Source organism: Psychrobacter sp. M4, assembly GCF_055699795.1.
Genome location: NZ_CM146740.1, coordinates 2,551,629 through 2,564,313 on the forward strand (window position 1 = coordinate 2,551,629; position 12,685 = coordinate 2,564,313).

At 43.6% G+C, this 12,685-nt stretch carries 9 protein-coding genes and 2 tRNA genes; 1 reads left to right on the forward strand and 10 read right to left on the reverse strand.

The features are described 5' to 3' along the window. Positions 1-10 precede the first annotated feature (10 nt). Positions 11-1,762 carry a potassium/proton antiporter gene (locus ACR63N_RS10570; protein ID WP_367106835.1) on the reverse strand — a complete coding sequence of 584 codons (1,752 nt, stop codon included), beginning with the start codon at positions 1,760-1,762 and terminating at the stop codon, positions 11-13. 298 nt (positions 1,763-2,060) lie between these two features. On the opposite strand from ACR63N_RS10570, the gene ACR63N_RS10575 reads away from it, so the two are divergent. After that, complete coding sequence (locus tag ACR63N_RS10575) at positions 2,061-3,431, forward strand: cation:dicarboxylate symporter family transporter (RefSeq protein WP_472781999.1); 1,371 nt, start codon at positions 2,061-2,063, stop codon at positions 3,429-3,431. A 278-nt stretch (positions 3,432-3,709) separates the two neighbouring features. On the opposite strand, the gene ACR63N_RS10580 is transcribed toward ACR63N_RS10575, so the two are convergent. The 9 genes from ACR63N_RS10580 to msrB all read right to left on the reverse strand — a co-directional run bounded on the left by ACR63N_RS10580 (position 3,710) and on the right by msrB (position 12,552). After that, on the reverse strand, positions 3,710-6,001 hold the full coding sequence (locus ACR63N_RS10580) for a tyrosinase family protein (RefSeq protein WP_472782000.1): 2,292 nt from the start codon (positions 5,999-6,001) through the stop codon (positions 3,710-3,712). Between the two features lie 108 nt (positions 6,002-6,109). Beyond that, positions 6,110-6,538, reverse strand: a complete 429-nt coding sequence (locus tag ACR63N_RS10585; protein WP_472782001.1) for a hypothetical protein — start codon at positions 6,536-6,538, stop codon at positions 6,110-6,112. A 616-nt stretch (positions 6,539-7,154) separates the two neighbouring features. Beyond that, positions 7,155-9,833 carry a tyrosinase family protein gene (locus ACR63N_RS10590; RefSeq protein ID WP_472782002.1) on the reverse strand — a complete coding sequence of 893 codons (2,679 nt, stop codon included), beginning with the start codon at positions 9,831-9,833 and terminating at the stop codon, positions 7,155-7,157. Between the two features lie 41 nt (positions 9,834-9,874). Then, positions 9,875-10,078 (reverse strand): hypothetical protein, encoded by a 204-nt coding sequence (locus tag ACR63N_RS10595; RefSeq protein ID WP_472782003.1) that lies wholly within the window; start codon positions 10,076-10,078, stop codon positions 9,875-9,877. A 129-nt stretch (positions 10,079-10,207) separates the two neighbouring features. Then, on the reverse strand, positions 10,208-10,477 hold the full coding sequence (locus tag ACR63N_RS10600; RefSeq protein ID WP_367106831.1) for a hypothetical protein: 270 nt from the start codon (positions 10,475-10,477) through the stop codon (positions 10,208-10,210). A 552-nt stretch (positions 10,478-11,029) separates the two neighbouring features. Next, positions 11,030-11,106 (reverse strand) — tRNA-Asp (locus ACR63N_RS10605). A 37-nt stretch (positions 11,107-11,143) separates the two neighbouring features. Beyond that, positions 11,144-11,219 (reverse strand) — tRNA-Val (locus tag ACR63N_RS10610). Positions 11,220-11,521: 302 nt separating this feature from the next. After that, complete coding sequence (locus ACR63N_RS10615) at positions 11,522-12,010, reverse strand: glutathione peroxidase (protein ID WP_472782004.1); 489 nt, start codon at positions 12,008-12,010, stop codon at positions 11,522-11,524. 119 nt (positions 12,011-12,129) lie between these two features. Next, the gene (gene msrB, locus ACR63N_RS10620) at positions 12,130-12,552 is read right to left on the reverse strand and encodes a peptide-methionine (R)-S-oxide reductase MsrB (protein WP_367106829.1); all 423 of its coding nucleotides are present in this window, start codon (positions 12,550-12,552) and stop codon (positions 12,130-12,132) included. Positions 12,553-12,685 lie beyond the last annotated feature (133 nt).

Genomic DNA, 12,685 nt, shown 5'->3' on the forward strand with positions numbered 1-12,685 from the left:
GATGAAAGGTTTAGTTATTAGGACGATCTAAATGTTTAAGCCCGATCGTCCTTAGCGTGCCTTTACCATCAATCTCTTTGATTACTAGTGACCACTCATCATTAATAGCGACGGTATCCCCTGCCACTGGTGCAGTTTCTAAGTTTGATTTTACATACTCCGCTACAGTTTGCCGCCACATAGCGGTCTTGGCATCCGTTTGCATAGCCTTAGCAAAAAACGGCAGATCGCCAAGCTGGACGTTAGGAGATAATAACCAATTTCCATAAAAGTCATCTATTTTCTTACGATCTATCGCTGTATCATTAAACACTTTAGCGATTTGACTGGCATAATCACCGCGCATGGCATACCAGACATTGTCGCCATATTCTAGCTGCGTGTTTTTATCAACGACGATAATTTTTTGCGCGCGTACCAGCGCGAAGATGTTAATATCATCCGGGCTGACTCGGTTAGATACACTTTTGGGATGACGTCCAATAGCAAATGCGCCAGCATTGACCTCAAATTCGTACAAAGTAATACTGGCATTATCAGACACCCATACTTTGTGCTTCTCTTTGGGCTCATCATTACTAGGAATGCGTACTTTAAACAGATTGGCCATGATAGGAATAGTCGTTCCTTGCAGTACCAAGGACAATACGACCACGCCAAACGCAATGTCAAATAATAAAAAAGCGTTATCTATTCCGGCCATTACTGGCAAAATAGCAAGGGTAATGGGCACCGCACCGCGCAGGCCGACCCAGGAGATAAAGCCGATCTCGCGGTCTTTGAATTTAAAAGGTTTGACGCTGGTATAAACTGCGATGGGACGTGCTATCAAAATCATAAAGGCGGCGATGGCGACTGAATAATGCCATACATTGATGACGTTGGAGGGGGTAACTAGCAAACCCAATACTACAAAGAGTACTGCTTGTGATAACCAAGCAAAGCTATCCATGACGCGCAGCACATGCTCGGTTGAGCGTACTTTATGATTACCGATGATGACACCAGTCAAATATACTGCCAAAAAGCCGCTACCGCCAAGCAAGTTGGTAGCGGCAAATACGGCCAGCCCCGCTGACAGAATCAAAATAGCGTACATGCCCTCGGCCAAACGCACTTTGGGCAGCAGCTGCGCTAGCAGGTAACCGGCGAGCAGCCCGACTCCCAAGCCAAAACCCAATTGTTGCAGCAGCAGTCCTAAAAAACCAAAGGCCGTTTGGCCAACAGGATCTACGTTTAGGGCAATCAAACCGGTCACTAACAAGATTGCTAAAGGATCGTTGGCACCAGATTCTAATTCAAGCGTAGCTTGTACGCGATCATTGAGCTTGACGCCGCCATTACGCAATAAAGAAAACACTGCGGCGGCATCCGTTGAGCCGACGATGGCCGCCATCAATAAACCTATACGCCAATCAACGTCTAGCAGCCAAGTGACGAATACGCCTAGTACCATGACGGTAGCCAGCACACCCCAAGTCGCCAAGGTTACCGCAGGCTTGAGACCGACCCGAAAGGACTGAAAAGAGGTGCGCAGCCCCCCGTCTAGCAAAATACAAGCTAAGGCCGCCTGCCCTATAAAATTAGCAATGTTGTACTGAGAGAACTCAATACCTAAGAGACCCTCTTCGCCCGCCAGCATACCCACTATTAAGAACAATAGTAATAAAGGCAAGCCTAGACGAGCAGATAGGGTGCTTGCCATGATACTGGTAAATATCAATAGCGCCCCTACTAGATATAGGATATTTAAGGTATCCATGTCTTTGCCCTATATGTTGATAATTATTTTAACAGTGTCCTAAAGAGACGTCTCATTGTCCATTAAATTGCTATTAATCTATGCTCAACTTTATGTTCTGATCACTATAGTCGATTCACTATCATTTCGCTACTAAGTACCGCTGTCAAAGCATAGCTCTAATAAATAGTCCTAATGTAGACAAAGAGTTTGCGACTTTATAACGAAAAGGAATAACCTCATGAAGTTTTGATGTTAGACCTTATAACTAAAGTCCGGATAATGGCCTCTTTGGTATCCATATTTTTAGGAGTTTGTAATGCAGTTATTATTATTGGTGGCTGTTTTTATAGCGTTACTTTATGGTTTGTGGCGTTATCACCGTCAGAGTGATTCGCTGAGCCGTAGCGTATTCCTAGGTTTATTCATCGGCGTGGGTTATGGTCTGGTGATCTCTACCCTTGGTATCGATACTAGCACCTTTTTGCCTTGGGTAAATATTATCGGTAACGGCTATGTCAATTTGCTTAAAATGATTGCGATGCCCTTAGTTTTTATCTCCATACTGGCCGCTATTGCTCGCCTAGAAAAGGCCTCAGTGATCGGTTTTATGAGCTTTTGGATCATCGGTACTTTACTTGTGACCACTGGGATCGCTGCGTTAGACGGTGCCATCGTTGCCAATTTATTTAACCTTGATGCCAGCTCCATCGTTGCCGGTCAATCAGAGATTGCACGTGGGCAAAGCATGGTTGAGAGCAGTAGTGAAGTCACTGACCTGTCCATTCCGGGGTTGATCTTGAGCTTTATTCCCACTAGTATCGGCGCAACCTTTGCAGGACTGGAAAGCACCTCAATGATCTCAGCGGTGGTTATTGCCAGCTTACTAGGGATAGCAGCACTGACGGTTAATGCCAAAGAGCCTGAAAAAGGTGCAGTGATCATTCGCGCTATTGATGTACTACAAAGCTGGGTTATGGCGCTAGTGCGTTTTATTATCCGCTTAACTCCTTATGGCGTTTTTGCGCTGATGATAAAGGTAATCGTAACTACAGACGCCAGCGCTGTTTGGCAATTGGCAAAATTCCTACTGGCCTCCTACGTAGCTTTATTTATTGTACTGATCATGCACGCTATCATTATTTTATTGGCGGGACGCTCGCCGATTACCCACTTCAAAAAAATCGCACCTGTGCTTACCTTTGCTTTTACCTCACGTAGCTCAGCCGCCTCTATTCCGTTAAATATCGATGTGCAGATTAACAAGCTTGGTATCGCTAAACCTGTTGCTAACTTTTCCGCTTCTTTTGGCGCGACCATCGGTCAAAACGGCTGCGCAGGCGTTTATCCGGCTATGCTGGCGATCATGATTGCACCAACGATGGGACTTGATCCTTGGTCTATTGGTTTTATAGCGTCTGTGGTTGGCGTGTCGATGATCGCCTCATTTGGGGTTGCCGGTGTCGGCGGCGGTGCAACCTTTGCAGCCATTATCGTACTATCTACCTTAGGTATGCCGCTTGAGCTTGCAGGCTTACTGATCTCAATTGAACCGCTAATTGATATGATGCGTACTTTAGTGAATGTGAGCGGCTCAATTACCTCAGGCGTGGTCGGTAATCGGATTCTTAGCGGCTCAAATCAGCCAGAGCAGCTAGTGGATTATGATACGCAGGTAAGCTCTAGTTAAAAATTAGTTTCATTGAGGTAAGAGTTATTTATTTTATAGCAATTTGGTATAACAAGCTGCCCTGTTTGCACACAGACAACTTGCTTAGTATTTGAGCCGACTCACTTACATTGGTTGCCATGTACGAAAACCAAACTCGTACTGTCTTTATTGATGACGCTATCATCGTCATGATTGAATGCACTGATATTAAAATTTTTAGCTTACGCGGCTGTACTATTTACAGCCGTGTCGTTAAAAACTGACGCTATATTGATCGCTTTCACTATGGCAGGTCACTATGAAAGACTATCCGTATCATACGAGTATCCCATAGCTTGGTGATCGAACGTCTCAGATACTAGCGTACCCAAACCGTAAAGCTCATCGCTTGGGCGATGTCTATTGAGATCATTGCTCGCCGTATCATCGGGTGCATAGGGTACTGTTGGATGCAGCGCTTGCCAATCAGCCCACAGCTTATCTACAAAGCAGTGGTGCAAAAAGAAGATCGGATCATTGGGTGATGTGCCAGGCATCATAGAGCCAGCTACCCATTCATGTACGAGGTTATGCATATTGGAGGGCGGAGGTGTTTTGCCATTGACAGGCAAACGCCCTTCGCTCGCACCACGATAGCCCACACTGGCTTGGTTAAAAGCAGCGCTGTCATACGTAGATATCTGCTGAACCTCGTCAACATCAGCTTGAGTCGGCAGACTTGGCGTACTACCACCAAAATCTCGAACCAATCCACCGTCGGGCAGTCCAAAATAATTAATGATAACCCAGCTATTTTCTAGGTCTGCTGCATTATAAGCAAACGGACCGCTTTGAACAATATTATTTGCACCAGACCCATTGCCTCCCATAAGATCATCAGCCCAGATGGCAGCGTTCATAGGGTCAGCTGCATCTGACGCCCAGTCCCAATACGGCAATGTTACCCCAGGTACCAATCTAGCTAAGTCCAGCTCAAATTGGCGTATAAACGCACGGTGCCATGGCAAAAAAGATGGACCACGGTGTGCCGAATTGCGATTCATGAAGTTGTTCCCCCATCCTCCTGGGGTTCCTGTGTACATAGCGATATGATGGTCAAGTACATACTTATCATAGGTGTTGGTAATGTTAATATATCTGGTACGTACGTGTATTGGATCGTTTGGATTGTCAACGTACACATACTCTTCGGCTTTCATAAGCTTAATCGCAGTAATAAGATCTGCCTTTTCCTCTGTCGTCAGAGCATTCACATTTTTTCTAATAGTGTTGGTAACCACAGCATTGGCAGACAAACTAATGTGCCACGTCTGCCCGGTTTGCACACTGGTAATTTCTGCTTCTCCCGTGACTGGATCAGCGTCATTGGTAGCCGTGTACGAAAACCAAACCTGCGCCGTATTCGTATTATCTCTATTAACGACCACCCTATCACCATCAGGCGTTCCAAAACCCGTACCTGTCGGACCGGCTGTGATAGTGAATATCAAATCTCTACAAAAACTGTTATCAGGAGTTGGGGTGCTAATGTTAAAAGTTACAGCCTGTACATCGGTACTACCTACAGGCGTGTCGTTAAACACTAACGTCGTGTTAATTGGTGTCACTACGGGAGGCGTATCCGTATCATAAGAATACCCCATAGCATGGTGATCCAAGGTCGCGGATATTAGGGTACCCAAACCAACAAGCTCGTCATTCAAGCGATGACCATTGAGAGCATTGCTTGCCGTGTCGCCAGGTACATAAGGCACTGTTGGATGCAGCGCTTGCCAATCAGCCCATAGCTTATCCAAAAAGCAATGATGCAGAAAAAAGACTGGGTCATTGGGCGACGTGCCGAGCATCATAGAGCCAGATATCCACTCATGTACGAGGGCATGGGTATTACTAGGCGGCGGTATTTTGCCGTTGACAGGTATGCGTCCTTCGTTCGCGCCGCGATAACCGACGCTATTTGTATCGAAATTACCGCTATCATATGTGGATATCTGCTGGATTGCGTCAATGTCCGCTTGAGTAGGCAAGTTCTGAGCGTTACGGCGAGAGCCAAAATTCCGAACCAACCCGCCGTCCGGTAGTCCAAGATAATTAATAATAACCCAACTGTTCTCTGGATCTGCATCGTCATAAGCAAATGGGCCGTTTCTAACCACTCTACTCGCGCCAGATCCGTTACCGCCCATAAGGTCATCCGCCCAGACAGCGGCATTCATAGGGTCCGCCGCATCCCACGCCCAGTCCCAATATGGCAATGTTACCCCAGGTACCAATCTAGCTAAGTCCAGCTCAAAACGCCTTATAAACTCACGTTGCCATGGCAAAAATGCTGGACCACGGTACACTGCATTGCGAGTTAAGAAATTGCTTCCCCAACCACCCGGTGTTCCTGTGTACATGCCAATGTGGTGGTCAAGTACATACTTATCATAGGTATTGGTAATGTTAGGATATCTGGCACGTACGTGTGCTGGATCATTTGGATCGTCGACGTACACGTACTCTTCAGCTTTCATAAGTTTAATAGCGGTGACAAAAGCTGCCTTTTCCTCTGTCGTCAGAGAATTCACATTTTTTCTACAAGTCATGAGTGAAAATTCCTTTTTAACATGCTTGGAGTTAGATGCTTGGCACTAAAGACTAAAAGCAAAGATCCAGGCAGTATGAATTTGAGTAAACCATAGATTTAAAATTAGTTATTTTTTAAACTCCGATACGTAATCAATCACGTCTTGCGCCAACTCAATCGGTGACGAGTACGAAGAATAAGGTAATAAGCCAGACTCAAAGACTCCTTCTTCGAGCTCTACGACTTCAAATTCTTTGTCATCAATTTCAACTTTCAATTTTCGTGAGTGTTTTTGGCTTTTGTCAGCGCGTTTCTCGACTTCAAGTGCGTTCTTGTCGTGTAAGTCAGCGCGTTTCTCAACTTCAAGTGCTTTTTTGCCGTGTAAGTCAGCACTTTTTTCGACTTTAAGTGCTTTTTTGCCATGTAGGTCAGAGGTTTGTAAATCAGGGGCTTGTAAATCAGAGGTTGAAAGATCAGAAAACTTAATTTTCCGTCCTTTGTATTCTGTGGACTTGGAATGACGTCCGCCTAAGGTAGATTCGTTATTATCAATCATTTCAGTTTCTCCATTTAGATGTTGAGTACGATTTTTTGTTTTAACATTACAAAAGCATGGATTATTGGTTCACTGCTGAATATAGCCGATACTGAATTTGAAATCACAATTAATACTACGAGATCAACTAATTAAAACACTCCTGTACTACATATAATGAACAATCATCTGAACCTGATAAAGACAGTTATACAAATGTATTTAGATGAAATTTGGAGCAGCGTACATAAGTTATCTATAACATTAACCTTCTCGTAAAGACGAAGCAAGCTAAATCTGCTGTAAAAGTTAAGTCTACCTAAATAAACAAGTTACAAACCTATTTCATATAGCAGTATTTAGGTTTTTGAAAAGTTAAGGCGTGTCATCATTTTAATATTAGTTTGTAGATTATCTACAATGCTGCTAAATAAGTATGTTTTCTTGAGTAGAAGGCCACTGCTTACCGCTTTTTAGATCAGCATGAGCTATGCCTGTAAATAATATAGAGAGCATACCTATGCTTTTGATAAATAGAACTTTTTTACTCTTAGAATTGTTAAATGTAAAGCCAAAGGAACAAAATATGCCATCCCTTTGGCTTGTTATACGTCCATCTTGCTATACGCCCATAAGTCTACGGCTTATTTTTCATATTTCTAAGCCACTTTATTATCAGGTTTGGGTTCTTAGCAAATGCGACTAAGGCATCGGCTAAATCTTTGTTTTTAGTAACTTCTGACCGTGACTTTGGTTGACTGCTATCTTCACAAACTTGTTTGAGGCATTCACTCACCTCTTCGGCATCAATTTTTTGTCGTTTGAGAAAGCTGCGAATACTATCTTTTTCTAGCAAACACATGAGCAGATGGCAGAGTTTTTGATCACGTCCATCCGTGTTACTGTTTGGGAACGGCTCATCACCGCCTATCCAGACAGAAGCACTTAAGAGCTGCTCCCTTGTAAAAGGGTTGTTTTGTATTGACTTTCCTTTAGCCAAAACTCGCACCTTATAGACACCGGCTGAACCAGCATTGAATGTGACATTAAAAACACCAGGCTCAACCTCCGATAAGGTTAGGTTGATTTTAGTGCCGTTAGGTCTTTCCAATTCAGCTTGGATGGACGCACCATTATCCAATGGGCGTTCGTACTGAGTCAATTGAGCTGATAAAGTTATCATGCCACCTGGCTCTCGGGTAGCCTGCTCAAGCTGTGCTCTAAGGCGTAGATCAGAACTAGAATGCACATTAAAAGAATAGCGTAGCCCGTGTGTTTTGACCTCATCAAATTTTTCACGGTCGTTTTCAAGGCTGGCTAAATATTTAGCGAATACTTTTTCATTCAGATTGAGGACGGCATGCCATTGACCTTCACGTTCTTCGAAACCTGCAACAGCGGTCGGCAAAGTCATGCGATAAAACTGCATATGTTCATTTGCTGAAAACACTAACTCAACAGAAGTGTTGGCAATGCTTGGGTCGATAATTTTGCCACTCGGAGTTTCAAGCATATAGTCAAAAACATCTGGTAGAACGTCTCCCGTCAACAAGATTGCATCCACTGTGATATCTGCTTCATTAAGATTAAACGGAATACGTATCTCGCGGTCAGGTTGAATCCAACCCTCGGGATCCATCACTACTTCCGTATTTTTAACTCCTGACAATATCTGCAAGAAATATTTTTGAAGCGTAAAGTAATCATTGGAGTCCAACGTGCCAGTCATCAAAACGTAACCGTCCGCACTACCAGTCAATGCTTCCAAAGCAGCAGGGCTGATCTGTTGCGCCGTTCCCAGGCCAATAGCAAAGACGCTATCATCGATGATACCATCATCTATAAGTTGGCTAATGTAAGGCGCTCGGTTTTCGCGACCATCCGTTAGCGCCACTATAGCGGTATGATTATAGCTACCAGATGTCAAATCATCCAACTCGCTACTGGCCAACTCAATCCCACTACCAATAGACGTCGAACCGCCAGATGCTGGTTGATCCGTGATGGCTTCATTCGCAGCTATACGCCCAGAGCCAGTCCCTACTGCGCCCGCAACCGCAATCGGAGTCCCTAGAGTCGCATCATTGTCGAAATACACCACACCAATGCCGTCCTCGTCGCCTAATAGATCGACGAATACAGGTGCGCTGTCTTTTAGCACATCAATACGCAATCGACCATCGCCTGCGTCCCTAGCCATACTACCAGATTTATCCAACACCAAAACGGTGGCGACCGTTGGTTTGGCGATAGTGTTGGCAGACAAATCAATTGACCAAGTTTGTCCTGTTTGTACACAGGTAACTTGCGCAGTTCCCGTAACTGAATCACCGACACTGGTTGCCGTGTACGAAAACCAAACCTGTGCCGTATTGGTATTATCTCTATTAACAACGACCCTATCACCGTCAGGCGTTCCAAACCCTGTGCCTGTTGGGCCAGCCGTGATAGTAAAGATTAGCTCTCTACAAAAACTGTTGTCAGGACTTGGAGGACTTATATTAAAAGTTGCAGCCCGTACCGCTGTACTACCTACAGGCGTGTCATTAAACACTAACGTCGTGTTAGTGGATGTCACTATGGGCGGCGTATCTGTATCATATGAGTATCCCATAGCGTGGTGATCCAGCGTCTCAGATACCAGCGTCCCCAAACCAAAGAGTGTGTCGCCCAAACGGTGACCCTCGAGATCATCGCTTGCTGTGTCGTCAGGTACATAAGGCACTGTTGGATGCAGCACTTGCCAATCAGCCCACAGTTTATCCACAAAGCAGTGATGCAGAAAGAAGACCGGATCATTGGGTGAGGTGGGAGGCAGCATAGAGCCAGTTATCCATTCATGAACGAGGTTATGGGTATTTCCGGGCGGAGGTGTTTTGCCGTTGACAGTTAGACGTCCTTCATTCGCGCTACGATAACCCTCCGTGCTCGTTGCATCGAAATTACCGCTGTCATAAATGGATATCTGCTGAATTTCGTCAACGTCAGCTTGAGTGGGCAAGTCCGGAGTATTAGGACGAGAGCCAAAATTCCGTACCAACCCAAAATGCATACCCGATGAGTCGGTATTATTTCCGAATATATCAATGATATTCCAACTGTTATTTATGTCTGAAGCATTATAAGCAAACGGACCGCTTTGAACAAAGTTACCCGTACCAGACCCATTGCCGCCCATAAGATCATTAGCCCAGACGGCCGCATTCATAGGATCTGCCGCATCTGCTGCCCAGTCCCAATACGGCAATGTTACTCCAGGTACTAATCTGTCCAAGTCCAGCTCAAACTGGCGTATAAACGCACGGTGCCATGGCAAAAATGCTGGACCGCGATGCGCTCCATTTCGTACCCCGTGATCTACCCCCCAACCCCCGGTGTTCCTGTTAGCGCGACGATATAGTGGTCAAGTACATACTTATCATAGGTGTTGGTTATGTTAGGATATCTGGTACGTACGTGTTCTGGATCATTTTCATCGTCGACGTACACGTACTCTTCGGCTTTCATAAGTTTAATAGCATTAATGAAAGCGGCCTTTTCCTCTGTCGTCAGAGAATTCACGTTTTTTCTACAAGTCATGAGTGATAATTCCTTTATTAAATGCTTGGAATTAGATGCTTGAAGTTAATTACTAGGAGCAAAGGTCCAGGCATTGTGAACTTGGATAAACTGTGTATATAAGATTGCTTGTTATCTGAAATCCGGTACGTAATCAACCACGTCTTGCGCCAACTCAATCGGTGTCGAGTATGAAGAATATGGCAATAAACCGGACTCAAATGATCCATTACGGAACTCTACAACTTCAAATGCTTCTTCGTCGATTTCAACCTTTAATACCTGCAAAATCTTTTGGCTTTTGTCAGAGCTTGGCAGTTTAGAAAAGGTAATTTTTCGTCCTTTATACTCTATGGATTTGGGATACTTCTCGTCGGGGGTATGTTGGTTATTTTCAATCATCTTAATGTCTCCATTAGCCAGATACTTAGTACAAGTGTTTGGTTTAGTGTTACATTGCAGTAGACATCACAACTGAAAGTCAGCAGTACAAGCAGATGTAGAAATCAACAGCACGAGCAGATGTAGAAATGATTACCAAACATATAAAACAAATATACTAATGCTTGGAAATTATCCATTACATCAATGGTTTATCACCTTTACCTATACACAGTCTAATTTGAGTTGTCAAACCCATGATATTCTATTTGCAAAGATTTTGATTAGCATTCTGACGATAAAACTCATTCCTATTCGATTTGATTTTTAAAAATTTGCAGCAGAAAAAGAGAGTCAAACACTTAATTCCCAGCCTCCAGATGGTTGTAAGGTTGCATTAATATATTAAGAAGTATTATTAGTTAATCTAAACTCAACTTAGTTATTATATATATTCATAATTACAAATATACTCAATAAATAAAGGGTTTGAGGTAATAAACAGATACAAAAAAACCTCAAGTAAACGAATACTTGAGGTTGAAACTTTGTACGCAAACTAAGTTTTAAATATGGCGCAGCGGACGGGACTCGAACCCGCGACCCCCGGCGTGACAGGCCGGTATTCTAACCAACTGAACTACCGCTGCTTAGGTCGTTTTAGCTTTTTTACCACAAGCTAGTAAGTGGTGGGTGATGACGGGCTCGAACCGCCGACATTCTGCGTGTAAGGCAGACGCTCTACCAACTGAGCTAATCACCCTGAGAAGCGTTAAGAAAACGTTCATAGAACGTTTTTAGCTTCGCAAGGGAAATCCTTTAAATAGGATTTCCTAAAACTTTGCACCTAAACTAAATGATAGAAATTCCTTAAAGGGAGTTTTCCAACAGCCCAAAACTAAATAAAGCCCTGTGCTGTGGGTGTGTATTATATAGATTTACACCTACCTGTCAAATATATTTTAAGCTTTTATGAGATATTTTTTATGTCAAGGTTCGATACGGTGACAAGTAATTGTTTATATTGACTTTATTTTTTATATCAAACAGCTATACCCTTTCAGTTTAAACCATTGTCGCTAAGGCCCTTTCAATATCAGAATGAATGGCTTCAGGTTTAGTGGTCGGTGCGTAGCGATCAATCACCTGTCCGTCACGGCCAATTAAGAACTTAGTAAAATTCCATTTGATACCATCGGTAAGCACTCCGCCCTTTTGGTCTTTTAACCACTCGAAGATAGGATGAGCATCAGCGCCATTGACATCGATTTTGGCCATCATAGGAAAGCTGACGCCGTAGTTCTTTTGACAAAACGCGCCAATCTCCTCATTACTACCTGGATCTTGACTACCAAACTGATTGCAAGGAAAACCAATCACCATTAACCCTTGATCTTGATACTGCTCATATAAAGCTTCTAAGCCTTCAAACTGTGGCGTAAATCCGCATTTGCTAGCGGTATTAACGACCAGGAGCACCTGACCCTCATAGTCAGTAAACGCTTGTTTCGTACCATCCATACGTTCAGCGTTAAAATCATAAATAGTATTCATAACAGGCTATCTCTTTTATAACAAAGTTGTATGATTTACTAATATAGCAAAAAAATAGCGGCCTGATTCATAAAATCATGCCGCTATACGTTTATTATTTAGAAGTTAAACAATGCAAACTACTCAGCTTTATCTAAGTCAATGGAGACTGAGTTGATGCAATAGCGCATGCCCGTGGTCTCACGTGGACCGTCAGGGAAGACGTGACCCAAGTGAGCACCGCAGTTACTACAGGTAACTTCTGTTCGAGTCATCCCTAGCGAATTATCGACATGTTCATCGATAGCGCTGTTGTCGATACCTTTATCGAAGCTTGGCCAGCCGCAGCCTGCATCAAACTTGCTATCTGAGTCAAATAGTTTAGCACCGCAGCCTTTACAGCGATACACGCCTTTGTCCTCAACATCGTTGTAAACACCAGTAAAGGGGCGTTCAGTACCTTTTTCACGCATTACATGATATTCATCGCTACTCAAACGCTGCTTCCAATCCGCTTCAGTAAGTTGCGAGATCTCTTCTTTTGTCAATTGGTTGTCTTGCATAAATACTCCTTTTATGAACCTGTTTAGCTCACCTCTCTATATGCTTATTATTGACTTAAAAACAAGGGTATATTTTCTAAGATCTAGAAAAAGATTAAAACAAAACCACTTAATGCAAGAAAAACTTGCAATA

Excerpts from the sequence above, each read along its gene's own strand:
- ACR63N_RS10570 (WP_367106835.1), bottom strand. The coding sequence starts at position 1,762 with ATGGATACCTTAAATATCCTATATCTAGTAGGGGCGCTATTGATATTT.
- ACR63N_RS10575 (WP_472781999.1), top strand. The coding sequence starts at position 2,061 with ATGCAGTTATTATTATTGGTGGCTGTTTTTATAGCGTTACTTTATGGT.
- ACR63N_RS10600 (WP_367106831.1), bottom strand. The coding sequence starts at position 10,477 with ATGATTGAAAATAACCAACATACCCCCGACGAGAAGTATCCCAAATCC.
- ACR63N_RS10615 (WP_472782004.1), bottom strand. The coding sequence starts at position 12,010 with ATGAATACTATTTATGATTTTAACGCTGAACGTATGGATGGTACGAAA.
- ACR63N_RS10585 (WP_472782001.1), bottom strand. The coding sequence starts at position 6,538 with ATGATTGATAATAACGAATCTACCTTAGGCGGACGTCATTCCAAGTCC.
- msrB (WP_367106829.1), bottom strand. The coding sequence starts at position 12,552 with ATGCAAGACAACCAATTGACAAAAGAAGAGATCTCGCAACTTACTGAA.
- ACR63N_RS10580 (WP_472782000.1), bottom strand. The coding sequence starts at position 6,001 with ATGACTTGTAGAAAAAATGTGAATTCTCTGACGACAGAGGAAAAGGCA.